This window comes from Marinoscillum sp. MHG1-6, from assembly GCF_024714475.1.
Lineage (GTDB): Bacteria > Bacteroidota > Bacteroidia > Cytophagales > Cyclobacteriaceae > JAMZMI01.
On record NZ_JAMZMI010000003.1, the window covers coordinates 382,806 to 406,025 of the forward strand.

A 23,220-nucleotide genomic window follows, 5' to 3' on the forward strand; every position below is an offset into this window, starting at 1 on the left:
TTTTGCTAATATACCTTCAAAACAACAGGAGCTATTAAATCATCAGATCCTAGAGGCATCACAGATAAACCAGTATCATCAACCCAAAGCGAATCAATTTGTCCTCCAAGCAGCTTTACCTCTTTATCTATAAAATGCTCATTTTGTAATGACTGAATTTGTATGATACTATCTTGTGCTCCCCAGTCCATTACAAATGCAAATAAGGTATCTGATTTTGTAGTGAAACGTATGTCTGAAGAGGTATACCCACTGCCACCTTCATTGAATCCCGCCCCTTTTAATTCAGTCTCATTTTCAACACTAGGTCCTTGGCCATATATATGCCAGGGACGAGTTTCGAAGATCGCATCACCATTCACCTGCAGCCAACTTTTTATCTTCTCCAAAATCGCCACCTCCTTATCATCAATGGTTCCATCTCCCTTTATGGGTATGTTAAGTAAAAGATTGCCATTTTTACTAACAATATCCACCAACATTTGTAATACGGTTTTTGCAGATTTGTAGCGATCATTATCATAATAGTTCTGGTCATAGTGCCAATGACCAATGCAAGTACATGTTTGCCAGGGTAGTTCCTGAATCTCATTAGCTGCTCCACGCTCTACATCCCACACGAGGCACTGCTTTTGTTGGTCATCCAATATTTTACCAAATAAAACAGGGTTGTCCGAACCCTCATACGAATTGTAATAATGTGCCGCCAGGTCCAGGCCGACATTACTTATCGGCCAAAAAGGCAAAACCGTATCATCAAAATACAACAGATCAGGTTGGAATTGATCAATGACATCTTTAGTGCGATCAACAAAGTTTTCAATGTATTCCTCGGAAGGAACGGATGCTCCGTTTTCCCAGGTCCACTGATCATTGAATATACCAAAAACGCCACCTTCGCTCAGGCCATGATTTTGAACATATAGCTTTTGGGGATCAAGTCCTTCCCACCATGTGCCCTTACCTTCTTCTTTGGTTAATGTGCCATCATAAGGGATACCAGCCTTGGGGCCATCTGAATCGCTCATTTGAGCAGTTTCGTACCATGTCCAGGCATGAGACGAATGAATGCTGATACCAAAAGGCAGATTGTTATTTCTTGCCGCATTTGACCAACCGGTCAAAATATCCTTTTTCGGACCAACATTTACCGAATTCCATTCCTGGTACTTACTGTTCCAAAGGTCCAGATTATCATGATGATTAGCCATGGCGAAAAAATACCTCGCCCCAACACTTTTATAATAGGCTACCAGTGAATCCGGGCTCCACTTTTCAGCTTTCCATTCATTGATTACATCCTTAAAACCAAACTCCGAAGGATGGCCATAATTTTCCACATGCCATTGATTCTGAGGATGTCCCTGAGCATACATGAACCTACCATACCAGTCGCCCTGACCAGGCTCGCATTGTGGCCCCCAATGACCCCAGATGCCAAACTTGGCATCATTAAACCAATTCGGGGTCTCATATTGTTGCAGAGACTCCCAGGAAGGATCATATTTCGGTTTACTTTCAGCACAGCCAAAAACAAGCAAAACAAGGATGATCCATCCGGTAATCACATTCAATGATTGGTATATCAAGGTTAAGGATTTAAAAGTATGTTGGTTCTTCATTTTGAGCTATTTGAATTATTAAACAAGACCAACTTCGATACAAAATCTTCAAACATTAACCTCACATCTAATTGATCATAAACTCTAATATTCCTGCCTTCCGGGTTTTCTTCAAACCCTCCTTCTTTTGTAACATGTGGAGTCGTCCTCATTGCATACTTACTTGATGAAGGGTCAACCTCCCAGGAGGATTGTAAGGCCGTCAAAAGCACTAACGGGCTGTCACCCAAGACATAAGCCTCTCCCAATGTATTGTTCGAGCGTTTCAGCAGGTCATCCAGTCTATCCATCAGGTAAGCACCTGTTTCACCCTTGTCTTTCACTCTATAGGTAAGTTCGGCGTATGAATACAACGCTTGTCGATAAGCATTGCGTGGTACTTGCCAGATGGGAATATCTGATTGATTGAAAATAACCTGAGCAGCTATGGGATCGATACCTGTATTATACTCCCAGTTATATGAACCTCCCGGTGGAGGCCATGCGAGCCCTTCGTACTCCATCCCCCCAATCCAGATAAGCGTCAGCCGATCTGCAATTTTCGGCTCCATTAACCAGGCACTTGCAATATTGGTCAGTCCCGCTCCGCAGACCATGTACAATGGCTTTTCATCATCTCTCATTGCTTCTTCGATAATTGCTTTCGCCGCTACGGTCTCAATTGGAGTTTTGATGTCCTTTAGTTTTTCGCCAGCTCCTTCAAGCACATTGTAGGCACGATCGAGATTCATTACTTTCAACAACTCAGAAGCCATCTGTGAGGAATATTGGGGATTTCCTGGATAACCATAAAAACCATCTGGATAAGTGATGGAACAAATGATAGCTTTAACCTCAATTGTTGGCGATAACAAATGATGAGCCATTTGAAACAATCCATCCGGATCACCTCCAAAATCATTGTCCATTATGATGCGTGCTCTGGGATTAATCGCATGGCTAAAATTGTTAAGGTAGGTTTGAGCCTGTGAAGACATTCCTATCAGGAAGATCAAAACCAGAAAAGATGTTATTGATTTATTTTTCACGAACCGTTTTATTAAATGATGATAAATTTTACGTCATGTTTTTATTGTCAAACTATCTAAAAATCTGTCCAAAAGCAGGTTCCCTCATTTTGATCAAGGATAATCAGCGCAGGTTGACCCATAAACTTTAACAAATTTCATTTTGCTATTTGGCTGATATTCGATAAAGCCTGGCGCCATGTGACGGGATAGATACCTTAAACTGGTTGGAGAACTCACCCACGTCTTCCTGTTGCCAGAGGTCACGGATACAGCATACCTTTTTAAAGCCCAAATCCTTCAGTTTGATATTGACTTCAGCGAATTCGACATTATTTGCGTTTGGTGTCGGATCCTGATTCGCAATCATAAACTCAACAGTAGACCCACATGCCTCTTCAACCCCTACGATATCCAGACCAGCAAAAGCCATGAAGCGCCTGCTGTTATCAGGTATGATGTATTTAATAATGGACTGGGAGTGAGTACCGATACCCGTATCATAGGTTTTCCCTTTTACATTAAGTGGACCTCCGGTTACGCTTTGATCTACTTTTATAGAATTCCAACCTATGGTGGCAGATTCCCAATCCATTGACGTAAGGCCTACGGAGTCCCCATTTTCTAAATAAATAGTCGGATTAATCCAGTTCGCATGGTCGCAACTGATACCATCGCCATTGTCATTTACGATAAGGTAAAGCTCCTTACTCCCTTCCGGAACTGCTAAATCAATATCCACACCAAAGCCATCTGTGAGTGTAGAAACGGTTCCGCTTCTATACAGTAGATTCTTTGTATTCACAAAGCCATCTCCCTCATTGTTAAACAATGCCAGGTATTTATCTCCAGATTCAGGATCGTCCGCGGTCCAGGCGATAATATTACCTTTATTAAACCACTCCTTATTATTCACCGAAGTGCTGTGCATTTGCAATACCTCTTTGTTGGTCAAAAGGGAATTAGTAAACTCATCATTATCGGGTAAATGTCCACCGAACATCAATGGAGATTTAAAAATCGTCCAAAGCGTCATCAGTGTGTATTGCTCGTCCTTGGTAAAATTGGAATAGCGGTCTGCTCCACGCTCTCCTCGTATAGACAAATGCCCTAATGGAAGCATGTCAGCATCCGGCCATGAGCCCGGCGTAATGTAGGGTGCCCATTCGGCACATTTCCCAAAGGAGTAATTCAGCTGACTCCAGTTATCCCAGAAATCATCAATTGTTCTCCAAAGGTTAGCGTGATTTTTTGCGTGCTCATGCTGATCAAGAGGGGTTGCACCGGGTGACATACTCAAAACAATCGGTCTCCCCGTTTGGTCGATTGCATTTCTGAGCATTTCAATTTCATCCGCATGATAGGGTCTGGAAAGATCATCTACCTTAATGTAATCAACTCCCCAGGATGCATATAAATCAAGTATCGAATTGTAATACTCCTGAGCCCCTTCCTTTTCTTTAAGTACGGTATAGTTGTCCTTCAGCCAGGTACATTCCCAGGCGGTTGAATAAATCTGATCAGCCGTTATTTCGGTTCCTTTGATTGGCATTTTATTGTAAACAGCCTCCTTGGGAACCCCTCGCATGATGTGAATCCCAAATTTCAGTCCAAGCCTGTGAACATAATCTGCCAAAGGCTTAAAACCTTTCCCTTTTGCCGCTGAGGGGAACCGATTAGGTGACGGCATATAGCGACCAAACGCATCAATCTCGAAATCAGAATTATCATAAGGGTTGTAATGGCCCGTAAACTGATTGTTGATATACCAACGGATATCTACCACAACATATTCCCAGCCATATTCCTTTAAATTTTCAGCCATATAATCGGCATTGGCCTTCACCTCATCCTCCATGACTGACGGACCGAAACAATCCCAGCTATTCCATCCCATAGGTGGCGTTAACGCCCAATCATGAAAATCTACATCCGGTTTACTTTGAGCGTAGATTCCAATTGGCACTAGACCAATAAAAAACAAAACAACCATCAGGATTAATGCTTTCTTCATCAAATTTTTAAACTTCAATAAAACAAACTTTTCGTCTCAACACGTAATATTACAAAGCGCTCGATTTAGAGAAAAATACCGGAACGTGGCAGCTATTTCTAGCTACTCCAGTTATCGATGCATTACAATACGGATTAAAGCATGAAAGTTGATTTTAAATCAATTCAGGCTCTCAAGCTTTGGTTATCCAAAGTGATCAGTTTTTAATCAGTTTATATCTCAGCTCTTGATTACCGTCGGACAACATCAAAACATATAATCCTTTGCTTAAACCACCCAACTCAAAACTTAGTGATTGGGCTCTATTGGCCATTTTTGAAACAATGATTTTTCCGCTTTGATCCACAATGGAAACACTGACCTTTTCCAAGCCACTCCGAGACCAGTCAACTTTTACCGTTTCCATCACCGGATTTGGAAAAACCATCACTTCGGGATCTCCGCTATCAATCCGCAACAGATTATCCACGGAAACTCCACTTAGATATAGCCTAAGGGCTCCAATGTTGGTATTCATTACCAAGGTATCTAAAAATTTGCCTTCTTCATTAGCTGAAAAGGTAGCAGTAAGGATTGCTGATCCCTTCGAGGCAATTTCCAGAGACTGATTAAATTCAATATCAAAGTTTGGAGAGGTTTCGAAGCTAGTAATCAATAATGGATCAAGTCCACCATTCTCAACCGTAAAATCAAGTGCTTTAGCAAATCCGGTTTTTACATATCCAAAATCCAGCGCCTCCTGAAAAAGTGGCACTACAATGAGATCATCGCAAGCATCACCGATACCATCCCCATCCATATCGGATTGATCGTTATTGGGAATGCCTGGGCAATTGTCAACGTCGTTGGCATAAAGATCGCCATCCTCGTTATTAGAAGAAACAATGCGGATATTGAACGTGAACGTCGCTGTTCTGGTAGGGCCTATATTAGGGGTATAAATTAATGCCTGCTGGATGATGAAATTATCACCATCCATACATCTTTGTGGGTATTGCCCGATATTGAAAAGCATGGCATTGGCATCAAATTCTGAAAATATGTAAGCATTGCTCCCCCAGTTGGTTACATTACCCTCGGCATCAAACCAGTGTCCAGGAGCAGTGGCTGTGGAGTTCAAATCAGTTGATCCATTTGGTAATTTAGCCGCATACTGCACAGAGTCGCCAATTGCAGCCTGAATTTCACCTAGCTGAAGACCAAATGATCTACACACTTTCTCCCAGTCCGGCTTAATAGACGTCTTCGGATAGGTGTCCGGAGCATCCACCGCTACCAAAACCACCTCCCTTTCCAGGGAGACATTTTCGGATAGCTCATTTTCATTTAGGTCGAAATACCCATAGCGATTTGTGTTTTCAAATTTTACCTGGTAAGGCCATTGTTCATCGTTATAATCATTATCATCCCATTCGTGGTGCCAATGGGTCTGAGGTGCTCCGGTTACAATCAGCCAAAGCTTTTCTGTATTTGGAGGACATTCAAAGCTCAGGGAGGCTATCGGGTTAGAGCCCTTATCTTTATTATAATTAGCCGTTCCCATATCGCTGTAAATACGACTTCCTCTTTCACTTAGGGCAACAAAACCAAAGCGCCACCCGGCCTCCTCTATGTTCAATTTACGATAATCCCCTACACCCGATTGGCCCGCAAAAAAAACGCTAACAACCGGATCATTAGTTGGAACATTCAACTGTATTACATTATATCCATAGTTTTCCGGACATTTTGAGGCATCTATCTTCCAGAACCCGTTGCCCGTATCTTCCATTGGAGGTGATTGATGAGCGTTCAAATATGGATGCCCCTGATCTTTTATAGCCGGGATATCCCATGTGGCAAGCTTAGATGCACTGGCATAAATACGATCATTAAAAGTACTTTGATCAACCCCTGCAATGCGCTTATAGGCATCCACCGGATCTTCCGGAAATTGCGATTCTCGCCATAACCGGCCTATAAAATCAGCTCCATGGAGGTCTGCCCAATCATCCTGAATAAAATGATTGGCATAACGAGGGTATTCGTGAAGAATGTGCTTGTGTGTATTTTGAATATATAGATCGAGGTTACCCTCAATAAACTTTCTTTCAGGAAATACTTGAAATGCCTGCCACTGTGCACACTGCTCCCACCAACCATTGCCTCCAACACCATTTTCTCCCAATCCATATCTCCATCCCCCGGAATGTCCATCGCATTGTACCTGATATTGAAAACAATGCCCTACCTCATGAGCAACAGTAACTCCGAGGGCCTGCCCCGACCAGGCGCTCAGGCTTAATAAGCCAATTACTTCATCTACCCCTGATCCGCTGGCAATCCAGTCACGGGTATAGAAAAGCTGAATGATCATTTTATACTGGTCGGTTTTAGAATTACCTTCAACAATAAATCCCAATGAATCACGATAAACCTTAAAACTTTGTTCCGAGATATCCAATATGGCATCAACATCCACCCGGTATTGTGGATCAGCATGTTGTAGTGGATCTTCTCCATAACCAGCTTCCCAAAAGACAATAAAGTTTTCAGATTCTCTGCTACGCTGATAACACCACTGGCTATTAGGGTCATTCAGATCAATACCTGAATATGAAGAAGGAACATAAATCTGCTTTGAAGACTCTGTGCCTTTTCCCATTATCAGGGTAGATACCTGTAAAAGCAGTATTGCCATAATGGCAAAACCATAATTTCTCATAAGCAACGATCTCTTGTTATAGATAAAAGGAACTTCGCTAAGAAATAATACATCAATATCTGATAAATGTGCTATTGATCATTCATCGTTCAAATCAATTAAGTACACTTCAGCACTTTAGCTATCAACAACATTGTCCAAAAAAATCAGATTTATCCTGGTACGAGCATTTAGATATATGAAGATCCAGGCTTTCATCCGATCGCAGGAAGAGAGTAAAGACCCAATTACGATCATCAAAGCAAGCACCGTTTTGAGTCTATCGAATAATAACCTTTTGGGTGGAAGTAGCCTCAGAAGTCACAATCTTAAGAATATATACCCCTTTACTTAGACTAGACAGATCCATTAATTGTCTTGAATAAGATAGACGCATTTCCGCTACCTGTTTGCCCACCTGATTGTAGATATACACTTCTCCATTGTGATTGGTTTCAATCATAAATAGCCCATCTGAAGGATTGGGATATACATTCGTCTTACTCCCTTCAGGGTTGGTCGTAAGAGGTATCTCGGGGACACCCCCCTGCTCAATGTCAACATAAACTATTTTCCCGGTCTGAGTCTTAAAGGCTATTTGATCGTTCCTGATCTCTGATGTCAGATTAGCTTTCACCTTTATCACAACATAACCATTGCCATTACCAGAAGAAAACAGGACTTCTATCCAACTACTTTCCTGAACCTCCGGCACCCATCGGGTATTACTTTCAACATTTATCGTCAGCACCGTATCACGATTTGATAGCACCAGATTATCGAATTGTGTGTCAATTTTCCCCGCAAACGAGCGAAAGTACCATCTTTGACAATCATGATTAGTATTTGGCCACAAGTGCACATAGGTATCTGCAATTGATGCAGAAGGGATTTCCAAAATTTCATCAATTGTAGAAGGATATATGATCAGCTTTCCATCAGTAGACGCTACCAACCTAAATTTCTGATTTATCGCTCCGGTATAGCCATTAACAATTCTCACGCGATCATTATAGTCAGGACCTTCAGCTTCTAGATACTTTGAAGTGTCTGCATAATTCTGAATCGTATACTCTCCTGTTCCTAATGCTTTAAACAACCATTTCTGGGTTTCCTTAGTTGAGTCTTGTGAATACTGATAAATCGAGGTTCCTGATTCAAGACTTACTCCTTCTAAATCCAAAAATTTCCCACTATTAACATTCTCCAGTGTATAGTAACCTTCCTCTACAAAGTCAAACGAAATCGAAGGCCAGCCATCCTCTCCCCATTGCAGGAAACCAAATCCTAAGGTGGGACCTCCCTGATTGTTAGGTGCCGGATCCGGGTAATATCCATTAGGGTTATAATAATGAAAGGACACATAATCCTTTCCACTCTCACTAAACAACCCAAAATGACCTGGGCCATAAAAGCGGTCATCGAGGCCACGAGTATCATCATGCTTGAAGAAAACTGTCCCACCGCTTTCTACATTTTCACGCCTCATCAGGGCGCCATTCTTGTCATAAAAAGGTCCTTGTGGAGAGGTGGACCTTCCGATAACCATATAATAGGAACTACCAATCCCCTGACAACAACCACCTTTATTATATATCAAATAATAATAGCCGTCACGGTAAAACATCGCTCCTCCCTCACCTTCGGCATAATTATCTCCACCTGTCCAGGAGTTGGCAATGGAAATGGTTTGCCCTGACGGAATTCCGGTGATTGAGTCAATTTCTGTTACCATGATCCCATCACGATTGAATGACCCATAAGTCATCCATATTTTGTTATCAGGTCCCCTCATCATTGCCGGATCAATCGCATTGATTTGCCATCCCCATTTTGGAGAGTAGAGACCGATATCCCCCTGATCTACCCAACCATATTCAGGGTCATCAGGGTCCAGTGTTTTGTTTACCACCACACCAATGCAGGAATATGCAGTTGCCCAGACGGATGCGGAGTAGTAGAGATAGTACTGCCCATTCATGAATATGATATCAGGTGCCCAGAAAAAACCGGCAAAGGATTCCGGACCTGCAACGTCATTGGTGTACTTATCTATCCAGGCAGGATATTCACCAGGAGCAAAGGGAGACGGTCCATCAGTCCAGGTGACCAAATCACTGGAATATTTAGATGTGATGCCATCTCCAGTTCCGAAGATCCAATATTTATCCTTGCATTTAATTATGCTTGAAGGATCGTGAATTCCGACTGGCCAGTTCTGAGCATAGAGGCTTTTAGCGTAACAAAAAACTATAATTAGCAAGAAGTAATTACCTCTGATTGAACAGTTCAGAACTGGCATTATTGATGTGATTAAACCAATCATTATCATCATATTTAACCCAGAAACAGGGACTTTAAAAATTAAATTTCCCTAGCAATCCAAAAAAACAGGGAATTAACCATAAACAATTGTTCTCATATGGCCTGACTTGGCAAATAATATGCTCTTCAAAGTTGGCTAACTTACTGCTAGCAAAACAAATCCGTTCAACTCTGAGCTAAAAACAAATCCTGCGAAATGATTTCACAGGATTTGTTACAACCTATATTTATATAAGAGAGTCGATCGTCGTTACTTGGTTATTAACCAATTGAATGCTCACAGTTTAGTTTCATAAAGTTGCCATTTCATTTAGACAAAACTCAATCCAAAGCTGTCGCTTTACACCCAGAAACGCAGTCTCAGGACTACTAAAAAATTAATCTTCGTGTATAACGTTCAATATTCGGGAAGAAACTATTGATAAACCTCAATAAATGCCATCCATTACCATTGCCGAGACAATTTCAGAATGTCTATCTGCATTCACTTCCGAAAACTCATTATTGTAATTCAAACCGTATGGCCAAAAATGTCCGCCTCCGGTCCCGATATTGGCATCTACCCCATCATAGATTTCTATGAGTGCATTGGTATTCACTCCATTGAAAACACCACCTTCGCCAACAAATGTATCCCATTTCCACGAAGTACCCACTCCATAAGTATGAGCAATTTCATGCAAAGCACATCTCTCATTTTGAAAATTTGGATCAGGTCCAAATCGGATATGACCATTGATATTAGCATCTGCTGTCTGCACCCCTGTATTATACTCGACAGTTAGGGTTCGAGACCACCAGGGTGCATGAAGGTTGTATCTGGATACAGCCGCGTTCATAGCATCTTCAATTCTTTGCTTGGCATCTATAGGAACACCAGTGGATACCCAGGTCCAGTCTAACTGTCCATTAGCAGAACCACCTGCGCCTGAGGTAAAATACCACTGTTGATTGGTTCCTCCTGTGGCTTCCCACTGCGCTATGTTAGCTCCATCCAAAGGTGATACACCCCAAACATCCAGGTCTTTACCGCTGAGTCTGTTAACAATTCTATAGTTACCATTCCCAAGATCAACAATTTCCCATTGTTGCTCATATCCGTTGCTTATGGTTGCCTGAACTATGTTTCCACCATTATCCAGACTCGCCCCGTCAACAGCCAATGCCAATGAACTATGTTGAGAAACGATAGAATAAAAACCTTCACTGTTGTAAGTAAATGCCCAACTTTGATTAGAACCATTTGTAGCGGTCCATTGCCATACGTTTCCTCCATCTTCAGAAGACCAGTACGCCACATCCAGCACTTTACCACTGTGACTACTTACAATGGTATAGTTCCCATTGGCAATTGGCTGATTTGAAGTTTTAGGACCTTTTCCCGGCGGAGGAGGACTGGATAAATCCAGGGACTCTTCAGATGATGGTAAATTGTTCTCCTCTTGACAACTAAACATTGCCAATACTGAAAACAAGATAATAAACACTTTCAATTGTTGTTTTAACATGTTTTTGGATTAGTTGGGTACCAGCGCATATGGTACATTTAAATAGAATTACCCTGATCAGAAGTATGCGCAGGGCGGTTACCTACTCCTGACTATCTATTAGCTTGAGTTTTTGCCTTTTATCTCATGTTGGTCAGGTTTGTAAGACTATACCAAAAGCATGATTTTCATTCTGAATGAATTTTGGGCGTTGCCAACTTATGTAGGAACATAACTCGACATTCAGCTGGCCAGCAGGAATCTCTTTTGAAGTCAAATCAACTGATAAATTTCAATTTGCGAGGTTACACAAACGTGATTCAGTATACAGGCTCGTGAAGAATGCCTTTCAAATTATTAAGTGCGGTGTATATCAATCTTCTGGCTGAAGACACATGAGAAAATTCCATGATGTCAGCAATCTCCTTATATCCAATACCTTCATAGTAGTAGAAGAAAACGGCTTCACGTTCCTTGGCTGTCAACTGCTCCAAAGACTTATTGAGCTTTTTCACCATGAAATCATTGGCCTCTTCCTCAATGAAATTCTGAACACTACAATCCTGAACTTCGATCTGAAACTCCAGGTCAGTAGGCGTTTGATGCTGAGTCATTCCGGTTTTAGTGATGTAGTTAAACAACCTTCTTCGGAAAGATCTTAAAAGATAAAATTTGATTGAGGTGGTAGCGCCAAGCCCTACCCTTTTCTCTCTTAGATACAAGAAGAAATCCTGAACACAATCCTTTACCAACTCCCTGTCAGAGCTAAACTTCTTGCCGTAATTAAATAGTACATCCACATATTCCTCATAGATACGACCGAAAGCCAATTCATCCCCCTCTCTAAATTCATTCCACAGCTGGGAATCGTATGATATTTCTACAACTTTAGCTTCTTTGGGATCGCTTACTTTTTTCAAGGTCTGTGTACTACTTGGTAGGTGATAATAATTTTGGGCTTGAACAATCATAATCGGGGACCGTGTTGTTAACGTATTGAACTGGTTTAGCGTCAATCGGATTTGATCCGGGGGTTATTGACTATTGCAAGTTCGCCAGTCAACCAGAATACCCACAGGTCACCATCGTTCATTTAGGGGGGAATTATCAGTACCCCTATTTATGATTGTGGTAAAAAAAACAGCTAAAACACATTGATTATCAATCTTTAACAGATTTACATCTCTTTTTTTAACAAATTAATAATCAGTCGAATAACAATTTCTTTGAAGAAAAATGCCGTTTCTCATGACCCTATAGGAGTGCTTATCCATTTTGGTTCAGGAAAGAATTAATGAATATAAATAATCTGTTCGGGCATATTACCGACTAAAAGACTGTCTTGAATCAACGCATTAACCTTTCATACCTTTTAGGTGATCGAAAGAAAGACTTGACACCAATTATTTACTTTTTATGGTCTGCACCGTTATCAGACTTAGTAGGAGTTACAGCTTTTTCTACCTCTTCATTCTCTTCCTGAGTAAGAAAGTCTTCTTTGAATTTACTATTAGTCAGTACCTCATCAACTTCCTTTACTTCTTCAGGTATTTCCTGGGCGCCATCCTTTGTCTCGTCGAAGTCCGGCTCCAAACGAATCTCCTTTGATTTCTTGAAATTGTTGTCTTCTCTTTTTTTGGACATCAGTATTAATGATAATGTCGAACCACCGACTGGAATTTTTGTTTTTCTAATTCAATTTATTTGATGAATCAATCCAACTATCTAAAAGTCAGTGATTTTTAGCACGCCCAATTGTGCTTCCTCTAATCTTAAAAAGAGCCGACCTTAGAAAATGATACATATATTTCAAAGAAATAATTACTCTTCATTATCAATCATCAGATTGAAAGTTGCGACGAGCTCAATCACTAATATCTCATCCTCATAGAGCGTTGACCTAAGTAAGAAACTTGGAGTATTAGAAAAGATGAAACAAAGACAAGATCATTCTTTAGCTTTCGCTTTACCTGTTTTCTAAATGAACCCGAGGAACATGTCAGTCCGCACCAAAAAGAAATCCTGTGAAACAATTTCACAGGATTTGCTCTAACCGATATTAATGATAGCCTGGTTGATGGTCTATAGCTAGTAGTTTACTGGCAGCATGAAGGAGGTGCTAAAAAGCACCCCCCTTAACATGATCAATGCTTAATAACTCGCATTGTCCTGGTTGAATCTCCTAGCTTTACCCGTACCATATAGATACCTGATTTCAGAGCTCCCAAATCCAGTTTATTGGTTGATTGCGTCAATTGAGTTTCCATCACTGATCTTCCAAAAATGTCAATGATGCTCAGCTCTGCATTCAAATTATCTGTAGGTATGTCAATATTCAAAACATCCGTAATTGGGTTTGGATAAAGGCTCATTTCATTGAGAACTTCCTCATCTCCTCCCAATGAACCTCTCGCTCCACCATTCGTACAGGTGATCGCATTTTGAGTTTCTTCATATGGCAAACTCGCATGAGTAACGTTGTCAACACAGAAATCAACAGTAACACCACCTTTGGCTGAAGAGCTTGTTTGGAAATACACAGAGCCATTACCATCTGTTACGCCAGATACTGCCTCATTCCATGTGCCACTAAATGATCCGTAAACGGTTGCACCAGATACAGGGTTATTTTGGTTATCTACCACCACTACTGAAGCAGAACCAAATTTACTTCCCTTTCCAGCACCTACTGTACCAGTTGTGATTGATTGAACAGCCATGTATGGATCACCTGCAGTAAGAACTGTTACATTGTACGTAACATCGCTCACTCCACCACAATCATTTGTATACGTAGCTGTGGCTGCACAAGAACTGGTCAGTGTTACAAATTGCTCACGAGAGGTTCCTGAAGTACCGCAACCGCTCCAGCTCCAGGATCCACCTGTAAGAGGTTGAGGGCCAAAACCAACTACATCTCCTTCATTAATGGTAATATCTGTACCAATCACCCACGCACCATAGTTGATCTGGTAGTATGGTGTAAGGGTTGACCCGGCACAATTGCCAGAAACACCTATTCCTGACGAGGAAGTAGTATTTGCATCATTGTCAGTAGCCACTGCAGAGATTCCAAAATTGCCAGTGCCAATCGTCCAATTAACGCTGTAAGGACTTGTTGCATCAACACCAATAGACATTCCATCTACAAAGAACTCAACTTGAGTAACAGATCCATCTGCATCTGAAGCATCAGCAGTTATTGTCAGATTGGTGCCCTCGTCAAAAGAAGCGCCATCGGTAGGGCTGGTAATTGACACGGTAGGAGGTGTATTACCAGTAGAAGATCCTGCTAAAGCGGCAATTTCTTGTGCTGTTAGTGGATAGTTATAGACTCTAAAATCATCTAATTCTCCATTGAACAATGCATCTGCAGACCATTGACTTCTACCAATGTAGTTAAGAACAGGTTTGATATCTAATGGATTAATTGATACAGCTCCGGACTGAGCCACAGGTTGTCCATTAACATATAGAACTGTCTCAGAGGCACCTAGTGTTACAGCAACGTGAGTCCAGGTATTTGACGCAATTGAAGGACCTGTAAGAACATTGGCACCCCCAGTGTTGTAAATATTGAACTCTACATTTCCAGACCAGTTATTTGTGGTCAGATACATGCTTTCATCCTCACCGTTACCGAAATCAAAGATTCTTTGCCAGGCACTACCACCTGCCCAATTAACCCATGCAGCAACTGTTATTTCTTGATGATTTGCTATATCGGTTGATAACTGCAAGAAATCTTCAGTTCCATCCAGACTTACTGCCTCGCCTTCTTGGCCTGCTACATATCCTGGAGCACCATAGGTGGCTGCATGATTTAGATTTTCAGAGCCATCTAATGTGGAATTTTCAAAAGTGTAATGAGCAGTCAAAGTATTTGATCCGGTCGTAGTTGACGATACTTGATTAGACTTAGTCGATCTATTCAAAGATTGATCCTCAGCTCTCACAGCATAATAATACGTTTGGCCTGAAACTATTGTGTTGTCTACGAAAGCGGTTACTCCAACATTTCTAGCTATGGTGTTGTAAGGTCCGCCTGCAGATTCAGCTCTCAATACTGTATATCCTGCTACGTCACTATCTGGACTTGCTGTCCAGTTTAATTTGATTGATGCCGATTGACCAGTTGCGACTAGATTAGTTGGTGCTGCTGGAGCGACAAACTCAATAGGAGCTCCGACTGGAAGTAATCTCCATTGTTGGTCATAAGAACCATTTGGTTCCCATTGTACGACGTTTGCTCCGGATGCAGCACTTCCACCATCCACAGCGATACATTTAGAGCTCTCTCTGCTTCTGATATAGAACCAACCATCTTCAGTATATTCTAAGTACCATTGTTGGTTACCATATCCACTTGCTGACCACTGATCGATGTTCGCGCCATCATCAAGTATGTACCCATATAGATCCAGGTACTTTTGATTACTTGAAGCAGGTTGGATTTTGTAATAGCTGAAATCACCACCCACTCTCGAATCAACAGGGTAAACATTCCACTTTTGGCTATTTGCACCAGTATAATTCAATTGAGCAACATTTGCACCATCTAGTGATGCTTGCCCATCAACACCCATCACTAATCCACTGTTACGATTTACGATGATATATTGTCCATCAGTGATCGCTGGTTGAATGTCTTCACCCCATGTGATGTTAATAATTCTCTCCGCATTGGTTTGACCATCTCCATAACTTCCTGGAAGACCACCAGGCATTTCCAGTACAAATTCTCTAGTAGGGCCATGGCCATCATAAAAGACTGGACGGTCTTTCGAAATGTAGTTAAAGCTAGTAGTAACTGCTTGTCTTTCAGAAGTACCTCCAAAAGCCTGAATTTTGCCATCAGGAGCTCGGTATACTGCAGCAGACGTCCAGTTTGGTCTGTGCTCGGCATAGCCAATTCTTTGACCATCAAAAGCTTTCACCATTTCTCCACTGGCATAGTCAATGTCTGCCCACCAGATACCGGTTTGCATGCCATATTCGTAACCAACTAGAGCCTCTCCAATGTTGTGTAACTCATCTAATGAAGCGTGATGTCCATTTGCTCTTACATTTTGAAGGAAACTAGCATACCCATCAAAGCTACCAGCCAACTGGTGTGTATTTCCTTCTGTGATCCCTGCCGGAATTAGGAAGTCATACCATCCCTGTGCTTCATCACAATTCAATGTGTTTCCGCCATTAAGCCTGATTCCGTTAAAATAGGGGTTAGCATTCAATAATGCTGTGATGTCATACATGTCTTGCGCAGATCCTTGTCCCCATCCGTAATCCGGCTCATTGAATGCCCCAACGGTGATCACATTGTGGCCGGCATCATTGAACGCTCGTGCTGATACCTCAATCAGTTGCTCCCATCTCTCCGGGAAGCCAACATACCAGTCATCAACAAAAGGGTGATCACAATTCAATGCTAAATCAGTGTTTGGTCCAACGTAGGTATCGATTAGATATAATCGGTAGTTCAGATCATTGATTTGCTCTTGCGTAAGGTCCGTACCATTTACTAATGGGTACGTAGGTTGGAAAGAAGCACGAACAATATCAATTTGGTCCAAGCCCATGAACAGAATGTTTCTGCGAAAAGCTTGTTCATTAGCCCATGCAAGATCGGCACCAAATTCTACTGTTTTCGAAATTCCTGGATCCGTAATGTCGAACGGAACAGTCCTGTCTGCAGCTGGTTGGGCTACCAGGTTGTCGCTTGTACTTGCTGTTTGCGCTTTGAGCAGGTTGGTCATCCCTAAACACAGCATCAACAAGAAAAAAGTAAACTTTCTTAACATTTCATTTTTCGTTAATTGCGTACCTGCACACATGATACGGTTAAAAAGATTGATGGTGCCGAAAGGTGTGCGCTAGGCGAAAAGCCTACCTTCGACTATCTATTAGTTTGAGTTTTTGCGTTTTATCTAATGTTACGTTATCCAATAATTAGATTAACAATCAAGAGTATCAATTCCGTAGCAGGTGAATTTTAAGCGTTCCTTTCCAGGTAATGCTGACGCTTGCCAGTCATCCGGTCAGAGGAAATCTCAAATTGGATCTTGCGTAAGCTGGTTAATAACGACAGTTCCAATTTGAGGCTATATATCACAAATGTGTCAGTGCACAGGTTCGTGAAGAATATCCTTTAAATTATTAAGTGCGGTGTATATCAATCTTCTGGCTGAAGACACATGAGAAAATTCCATGATGTCAGCAATCTCCTTATATCCAATTCCTTCATAGTAGTAGAAGAAAACGGCTTCACGCTCCTTAGCCGTCAACTGCTCCAAAGACTTATTGAGTTTTTTTACCATGAAATTATTCGCCTCATTCTCAATAAAGCTCTGAACACTACAATCCTGAACTTCGATCTGAAACTCCAACTCTGAAGTTGTTTCTTGTTGCGTCTTTTCCTTTTTGGTGATATACTTAAGCAACCTCCTCCGGAAAGATCTTAGAAGGTAAAATTTGATTGAGGTGGTAGCGCCAATTCCTTCCCTTTTCTCTCTTAGATACAAGAAGAAATCCTGAACACAATCCTTTACCAACTCCCTGTCAGAGCTAAACCTTTTACCATAGTTAAAAAGCACATCCACGTATTCCTCATAGATACGACCGAAAACCAATTCATCCCCCTCTCTAAAATCATCCCACTGCTGGGAATCGTATGACATTTCTACAACTTTAGCTTCTTTGGAATCGCTTACTTTTTTCAAGGTCTCTGTACTACCTGATATTTGATAATAATTTTGGGCTTGAGCAATCATAATCGGTAACCGTGTTGTTCCTTTATTTAATTGGTTCGTCAATCGGATTTGATTCGGTTTAGTTTTCATTTGACTACTGCAATTTTACCATTCAACCAGCATACCTATCAGGTCACCATCGTTCAATCAAGGGGGAATTATTAGTATCTATATTTGTGATTGTGATAAAAAAAAGTGCATAATTCGGCCTATTTTCATGTTTTTGATAAAATAACTTAGTTTTATTAACGATCCACTAACGATAAAAAATTGGAGATTACAAAAAGGGAAGTCGCTTAATCAAAAGCTCAATTTGAAGTTTTACCGCTTGGGATTTTGAAAAAAATGTGATTAGAGCAGAAAACCACCTGCAAATATTTAATAACAGTGAGGGCCTTTAGCGATGAAGCACACCTGACCAAGACAATATTAGGTACTATTGAAGGGGAGGGCAGGACGGTCGAAAGCGGGTGATTTAATGATATTGGACCTATCCGAATCAGGCTTAGTCTTTTTTAGAAAAAATAGCCTTTCGCATCTCGTCTTTTTCCTCTTGATTTAGAAAATCTTCTTTGAGGCTACTATTTGTAAGTACGCTATCTATATACTTTATTTCCTCAGGTAATTCCACGATATCATCTTTTATTTCATCCAACTTCGGTTCTATATGATCCTCATCCGACTTCTTAAAATTCTTTCTTTTCCTGGACATTCTTTATGAGATTACCGAGAATCATGCAATCGAAATAAATTCCCTGCCTGTTCTAAATTAGACCCTATAAAAACAACACAAATTAGTCCTTTTAACCAAAATTGAATGATAGACCTAAACATCATTCTTTGAATAATAAAGAGCCAATTTTAGAAAATGATACAAAAAATTAAAATTACTGATCACTTTCAATAAAAATCCAAATCTCAGATATTTCGAAATTGGTATCACTACCATAAATTGATGCGTCATTAACTGCCAACTACACCTGCTTCTCTGGCACCCGCAACCAATCTCTAATTTACTCTCTTATCTTATTAATATTTTCCATCTTTCTGAACCTGATTGAAGGATATACAAACCATTTGGCATTTCCTCATCCAGACGGAGTGTCATAGTTCGCGAAAATGTGTCATATCCTTTCTCAATCACAGACATCTCATGTCCTTGCACATCAAAAACCTTAAAGGACTGATCCTCGCTCACATTCCGTATGTAAATTCGGGAATCACGAGTAGGAACCGGATAAACCACAACATCCTCCATTAACTCATTGCTCAATGTATAGTTATTAAAATAGGATTCTGCCATAACAAATGCTTCAATACCAATTTCATGTCCCAAAATACGGCCCGGTATATCATCTGCCGGAGGATGAATCCCTCCCCAAATACGCGATAAGCTGCATTGATCAGAAGCATCTCTATAGGTCGCCCACTGTAGGTGAACATCCTGACTAGGTCCTTCCTCAAAAACAAGAAACTCATTCTTTTTAGCCACAAATTCACCCATACCACCGGGAAAGTATTCGCTCCCTGTTAATAAGGTCATCACTTCTGCCGCAGCTCTCGAATAGGTGGAATGACCAGAAACATATCCTGCAAAAGGCGGTGTAACAAAAGAAGGGCGCTGATAGGGCCACCAATTCTCTGCCAGTATCCAGCCTACTCCCGCCTCATCTACATTAGGATCCTGAACATATTCATGTCCCCTCCATGCATACAATTTAATCTTACCCAAATTTTCATTTCCCACACCCGCAAGAGAATCTCCCGACTTGACCACTTCTACAAAACCAGGCACGAGAGGTATACCATTCTGGTGATAGTTGCTGAGTGTAATATCAGTTGACTGCCCATATTCAGCCATATAGCGTATTGCTGATATTGGTCTTATAAAATCGTACCATCCTTTGACACCCCATGCGACAATGGCAGCATCGTGCATGGTCCCTCCTAGTGTAAAGTAGGCCTTGACATCCCACTCCAATAAATCAACAATTTCTCCTTCTCCTTTAAATTTTCGTATAAACTGAGGATGGTCAGTAACATAATTTAAAATAACAAACCAGTGTCCGGGAGGTGTTTCTGAGTCCGGACCATCCGCCCAAAATTCAGCTAGAACCCGAGTATAATCTCCACGAGGCACCATTTGAGAAATATAGGGTTGGCTAGTAATCGGATTGACAGACCTCCCTTTTCCTATATCACCACCCCGTTCTAAATCATAAAACTCTGAATGATTGACTATAGAGGTTGGCAATTGATCAAAATCAATATTTCCAATTCCTATTGGGGACACTTCCCACATAACACCATCATAAGGATCTAAATGTGAACTCCACATGGATACCAAAAGAAAATTCCATTTGTATAAATCCATTTCACCCGCAGCTATCTTTTGCTGGCGATGACTCGGAGGAGGGCCCGGATCATGATACACGACATACTCACCTCCGTCCCTCGAAAATGTACTGGCATCGGCCTTTGAGAGAGAGAAGGGATAAACTACCCCCCACTCCGGACTTAAGAAAGAAGGCGTCTTTCCCTCAACAACATTGCCTGCCTGATCAATAAAGACATCAAGCGTCAACGGCTGCCAGTGATTCGGATCAATAATATTTGGATTACCGGGTAGGACCGGCACCAGGGGCTCGTTTCTAGGTTGATAATATTGGTTCGCATAACCGGAAGTTTCATTCGCCCTGTCGATGAACCCATACTCGATCAACGATTGTCCAATAAAATTTCCAAGCGCAGCCGGATCTCCACTAGAATAATTCGTACTCTTGAAACTCTTGTCAAGACCAAGCAATGTCATCAGATCATCAAACCTCTGTTGTGTAACCGCTTGATTAGGCGAATTTTTAAAACGGTGAGTTAGCAATCGATAAGCAGCAAAACTGATGGCTGTTGACATGGCTGTTGAATCATCAACTTCCGATTCAAACCCGTTGAACTGATTATTATAGTTGTATAACTGCTTTCCAATTAAATAAGGTGTGGCACTCTCATTGAACAGAGCCCAGGCATCGTACATGGCCACGCTTGCATGAAAAAGGTTTCTTGCGTGAACGGTAGGACGTGCGTAATCCTTACGTATGGCTGCCAATAATGCCTCATTCCAGAGTCTGGCTATCGATTTACTCTCAAGAGCTAACTGACCACTCAAATTAACTTCAAGTGTTACCGGCAAGCTACTGCAATTACCCATCTCGGTGACCGTAACAGTGCCCTTATCCGCAATATCCCATTCAACCTTTATCGATGCAGTTCCCTGCCCCTCAAGAATAACTCCATTAGTCACTGACCAGTCGTAAGTATGACCGGATGTCTCGGGGTAGGAATAGTCAGCTTCATTTAAAACTTCCACATTTATTCCTCCAGTAATGGATTTGCTCTTTAAATAACCACAACCTCCATCATCCTGGGTAGCAGCAGGATTGTAATTGCATGAATTTGGATCCATACAACCTGAGATTTTATTACTGGTAAGATCCAAAGTATCGTAACTGGATCCCTCCGTAAATTTTAAGAATGAATTGACTGGAAGGTTTGTGTATTCTTCCTTTATGCCCGATGGCCATTTGATAGTCAATTGATCAATATTTTCAACATCTGCCAAACCAAAATGTACAGGTTGTAGATTTTGTGCCATGAGAGCCAACCCATTGTAATAACGGGTCAATACAGTGTCGCCGACACGAACTTTTATTAATGTCCCGATAGCGTCACGATTAGAAGTAGTTCCTTCCAAACTCAATTGAACCCAATTCTTACTACCAGATGGATCAAGGTCAAGTTGATTTTCAAAAAGTTCAAGGTGATCTCCTGTACGACCAATAAGAAAATCCAGGTCTCCGTCATTGTCATAATCAAAGGTCACCACCCCATTTGATGATGATAATTCATCCATTCCAAACTCTGTAGCCCTGTTAAAAAAACCCTCAATCCCTGATTCTAATGTGTTTTCAAAGAAGGCATTCCGATACTTGATATTATAGCCATTCACAACAACGAGGTCTAAATCAAGGTCATTATCATAATCAAAGAATTGAGTTCCCCAGCTCCATTTGGTAGTATCGACCCCCAAACCCACCGCAACATCAGCATACACGTTATTTCCTAAATTTTTAAACAAAGAATTCTCGTCTATGGTAGTAATGTAGAAATCCAGAAGCTCATCATTGTTGTAATCCCCAAGAGTAAAGCCCATCCCCTCTTTGTTGATATCTTTCAAGCCATAAAACTCAGCACTATCTATAAAAAAAGTTCCTGAGTCATTAATGTAAAGCTGATTTGGAAGATCAAAATCGGTAACAATATATAAATCCTGAAACCCGTCCTTATTGATATCCCAGGGCACTGCCATCCAGGAAGCCGATCCTGACCCAGTTAAACCAACATTCTCAGAATACTCCGAAAATGAGCCATCACCATTATTTTTATAAAAAAATTTCTCTGAACAGCTATACAGTTTGGTTACATAAAGATCTAAATAAGAGTCATTATTAAAATCAAACCATGTCGCACCTGTTATATAACAACTATTAGTTAACGGTAGATTGGCTTCTGCGGTAACATCAGTAAATGTTCCATTCCCATTGTTATGGTAGAGTTCAAAATAATAGACATTCGAAAGAAACAGATCAGGAAAGCCATCATTATCATAATCACCCCAAGAGGCCCCCATTCTTTCTCCAAAACCAGAAAACCCAATAATATACTCACCAGTATAGTCATGGGTACTGTTGATCCCAGACTCAACTGTTACATTGGTAAAAGTTCCATCATTGTTATTTTGATATAGCTGACTGGTTGCTGCTCCATTACCTGATTTCCATCGCGAAACTACAAACAGATCCAAATCTCCATCTCTGTCATAGTCCGCTACAGAGACACCATTATTATTAAAAGAACCCGATAAGCCGCTTTGTGTATGTATTTCTCTAAATCCCTGAGCTAATACTTTTGTGCCAGCAATCCATGGCACAAACAATACTAAACAAATACATAAATTAATCTTTCGACCATTACTCTTCCTGGAAGATCTCGTCGCAGCAAAAACTTGTTTCATTACGATCCCAATACAAAATAAAAATCAGATACCTTATCTATACCATTAATTAAATATCACTTTTAACCGAAGCCCCGTTTCTTACAGGAAATTAAAGATTATCCTCCACGTTTAATTACCAATCAATTTGGTGTTTAACCCAAACTCTCTTTATAATAAAGAGATATATTTGTTATTTAATACATTTAGTTGTATGCAATAAGATAAGGGATCTATTCAGAAATTTCTAATAACACATTAGGGGATTTAATGGATCAAGCAATAT

At 40.9% G+C, this 23,220-nt stretch carries 12 protein-coding genes; all 12 read right to left on the reverse strand.

What is annotated here, in order from left to right; all coding sequences use genetic code 11:
* Positions 1 to 5 precede the first annotated feature (5 nt).
* The 12 genes from NXR94_RS08795 to NXR94_RS08850 all read right to left on the reverse strand — a co-directional run bounded on the left by NXR94_RS08795 (position 6) and on the right by NXR94_RS08850 (position 22,955).
* Positions 6 to 1,622 carry an alpha-L-fucosidase gene (locus NXR94_RS08795; RefSeq protein ID WP_258104250.1) on the reverse strand — a complete coding sequence of 539 codons (1,617 nt, stop codon included), beginning with the start codon at positions 1,620 to 1,622 and terminating at the stop codon, positions 6 to 8.
* Entirely contained in the window at positions 1,619 to 2,650 is a 1,032-nt protein-coding gene (locus tag NXR94_RS08800) for a nucleoside hydrolase (protein WP_258104251.1), read from the reverse strand. The genes NXR94_RS08795 and NXR94_RS08800 overlap by 4 nt, the downstream gene beginning before the upstream one ends.
* A gap of 145 nt (positions 2,651 to 2,795) precedes the next feature.
* Positions 2,796 to 4,643, reverse strand: coding sequence for an NPCBM/NEW2 domain-containing protein (locus NXR94_RS08805; RefSeq protein WP_258104252.1), 1,848 nt, complete (start codon positions 4,641 to 4,643; stop codon positions 2,796 to 2,798).
* Between the two features lie 196 nt (positions 4,644 to 4,839).
* Positions 4,840 to 7,347, reverse strand: coding sequence for a DUF6055 domain-containing protein (locus NXR94_RS08810; RefSeq protein ID WP_258104253.1), 2,508 nt, complete (start codon positions 7,345 to 7,347; stop codon positions 4,840 to 4,842).
* 259 nt (positions 7,348 to 7,606) lie between these two features.
* Positions 7,607 to 9,628: a family 43 glycosylhydrolase gene (locus NXR94_RS08815; RefSeq protein WP_258104254.1), complete on the reverse strand. Its 2,022-nt coding sequence runs from the start codon at positions 9,626 to 9,628 to the stop codon at positions 7,607 to 7,609.
* Positions 9,629 to 10,079: 451 nt separating this feature from the next.
* On the reverse strand, positions 10,080 to 11,159 hold the full coding sequence (locus NXR94_RS08820; protein WP_258104255.1) for an RICIN domain-containing protein: 1,080 nt from the start codon (positions 11,157 to 11,159) through the stop codon (positions 10,080 to 10,082).
* A 299-nt stretch (positions 11,160 to 11,458) separates the two neighbouring features.
* The gene (locus tag NXR94_RS08825; RefSeq protein ID WP_258104256.1) at positions 11,459 to 12,058 is read right to left on the reverse strand and encodes an RNA polymerase sigma factor; all 600 of its coding nucleotides are present in this window, start codon (positions 12,056 to 12,058) and stop codon (positions 11,459 to 11,461) included.
* Between the two features lie 487 nt (positions 12,059 to 12,545).
* Positions 12,546 to 12,782: a hypothetical protein gene (locus tag NXR94_RS08830; RefSeq protein WP_258104257.1), complete on the reverse strand. Its 237-nt coding sequence runs from the start codon at positions 12,780 to 12,782 to the stop codon at positions 12,546 to 12,548.
* Between the two features lie 500 nt (positions 12,783 to 13,282).
* Positions 13,283 to 16,939 (reverse strand): RICIN domain-containing protein, encoded by a 3,657-nt coding sequence (locus tag NXR94_RS08835; protein WP_258104258.1) that lies wholly within the window; start codon positions 16,937 to 16,939, stop codon positions 13,283 to 13,285.
* Between the two features lie 318 nt (positions 16,940 to 17,257).
* On the reverse strand, positions 17,258 to 17,977 hold the full coding sequence (locus NXR94_RS08840; protein ID WP_258104259.1) for an RNA polymerase sigma factor: 720 nt from the start codon (positions 17,975 to 17,977) through the stop codon (positions 17,258 to 17,260).
* A gap of 415 nt (positions 17,978 to 18,392) precedes the next feature.
* Positions 18,393 to 18,599 carry a hypothetical protein gene (locus NXR94_RS08845; RefSeq protein ID WP_258104260.1) on the reverse strand — a complete coding sequence of 69 codons (207 nt, stop codon included), beginning with the start codon at positions 18,597 to 18,599 and terminating at the stop codon, positions 18,393 to 18,395.
* Positions 18,600 to 18,908: 309 nt separating this feature from the next.
* Positions 18,909 to 22,955, reverse strand: a complete 4,047-nt coding sequence (locus NXR94_RS08850) for an FG-GAP-like repeat-containing protein (RefSeq protein ID WP_258104261.1) — start codon at positions 22,953 to 22,955, stop codon at positions 18,909 to 18,911.
* Between the last annotated feature and the right edge of the window lie 265 nt (positions 22,956 to 23,220).

Bases quoted from the DNA above. Each gene is read 5' to 3' on its own strand.
- NXR94_RS08835 (WP_258104258.1), bottom strand. From the start codon at position 16,939: ATGTTAAGAAAGTTTACTTTTTTCTTGTTGATGCTGTGTTTAGGGATG.
- NXR94_RS08810 (WP_258104253.1), bottom strand. From the start codon at position 7,347: ATGAGAAATTATGGTTTTGCCATTATGGCAATACTGCTTTTACAGGTA.
- NXR94_RS08850 (WP_258104261.1), bottom strand. From the start codon at position 22,955: ATGAAACAAGTTTTTGCTGCGACGAGATCTTCCAGGAAGAGTAATGGT.
- NXR94_RS08795 (WP_258104250.1), bottom strand. From the start codon at position 1,622: ATGAAGAACCAACATACTTTTAAATCCTTAACCTTGATATACCAATCA.
- NXR94_RS08840 (WP_258104259.1), bottom strand. From the start codon at position 17,977: ATGAAAACTAAACCGAATCAAATCCGATTGACGAACCAATTAAATAAA.
- NXR94_RS08830 (WP_258104257.1), bottom strand. From the start codon at position 12,782: ATGTCCAAAAAAAGAGAAGACAACAATTTCAAGAAATCAAAGGAGATT.
- NXR94_RS08805 (WP_258104252.1), bottom strand. From the start codon at position 4,643: ATGAAGAAAGCATTAATCCTGATGGTTGTTTTGTTTTTTATTGGTCTA.
- NXR94_RS08815 (WP_258104254.1), bottom strand. From the start codon at position 9,628: ATGCCAGTTCTGAACTGTTCAATCAGAGGTAATTACTTCTTGCTAATT.
- NXR94_RS08845 (WP_258104260.1), bottom strand. From the start codon at position 18,599: ATGTCCAGGAAAAGAAAGAATTTTAAGAAGTCGGATGAGGATCATATA.
- NXR94_RS08820 (WP_258104255.1), bottom strand. From the start codon at position 11,159: ATGTTAAAACAACAATTGAAAGTGTTTATTATCTTGTTTTCAGTATTG.